This window comes from Nitratireductor aquibiodomus NL21 = JCM 21793 (assembly GCF_000615975.1).
Classification (GTDB): Bacteria; Pseudomonadota; Alphaproteobacteria; order Rhizobiales; family Rhizobiaceae; genus Nitratireductor; species Nitratireductor aquibiodomus.
In genome coordinates this window covers 1-1,029 of record NZ_BAMP01000189.1, presented here as the reverse complement: position 1 = coordinate 1,029, position 1,029 = coordinate 1, and the positions used below count along the sequence as shown (strand labels likewise).

At 70.0% G+C, this 1,029-nt stretch carries 1 pseudogene; it reads right to left on the bottom strand.

Annotated features, from left to right (window positions below):
- Positions 1 to 1,029, bottom strand: a pseudogene (locus JCM21793_RS29620) (chromosome segregation protein SMC); the annotation flags it as partial.

Genomic DNA, 1,029 nt, shown 5'->3' with positions numbered 1-1,029 from the left:
CGCTTCCGCCTCGCGCCGCAATCCCTCATAGGCCGCACGCGCTTCGGCCACCGCCGCGCGTCTGGCGGAAACCTCGGCGGACTGCCGTTCAAGCTGCGCCTGCAGTTCGGTCAGATCGGGCGCGGCTTCCAGCGCTTCCTCCGCAGCCACTGTCGCCGCGGCGGCCTCTTCGTGATCCTCGACCACCCGGCTGCGCGCCTCATCAAGGCTCACGCGGCGACTGGAAAGCTCGCCCGCCGCCTTTTCTGCACCAGCCAGCGCATCGCGCGCCCGACCAAGCGCGGCCTGCGCTTCGCGCGCTTCCTCGCGGGAGCGGCGTTCGGCTTCCACCGCGCTCTTCACCCCCTGCTCGGCATCGGCCAGCGCGGTTTCTGTCGCGCGCAGCCGCGCGGTCGCCTCGATTACCTCTCCATCGAGCTCGGCAAGGCGGTTCTTCTGCGCCAGCCTCTGCGCCGCCGCCGTAGGCGCGTCGGCGCTGGCGCGATATCCGTCCCAGCGCCACAATGCCCCGTCGCGCGCCACCAGCCGCTGACCGGGCTTCAGCATTTTTTGCAGCCGTGGCCCGTCCCCGGCGTCCACGATGCCGATCTGCGCCAGACGACGCGCAAGCTGCGCGGGCGCTTTCACCACAGAGGAAAGCGCCATCACGCCCTCTGGAAGGGCGGGGTCGTCCGCAACTATCTCCGAAGGCCCCCAATAAACGGGTGCGGCACTGTCGAGCGGCACATCGAGGTCTTCACCGAGAGCGGCACCCAGCGCCGTCTCGAAGCCGCGCTCCACGCGCAATTGCTCGAGAACCGCCGGGAAAAAGTCCGCTCCTCCAGCATTCAGAATCTTGCGCAGGGTCTGCGCTTCCGTCTCCACCCGGCCAAGTTCGGCCCGCGCCTCCTGCAGAGGCGGGCGGGCGGCCTGTTCGGCCTCGCGGGCGGCGGCGACACGCTCCTCGTTTTCGACTGCAGCCGCCTCCGCCATTTCCAGCCGCTCGGCTGCTTCGTCGACGAGCATGCGCTTTTCGGCCGGGTCCGGCAG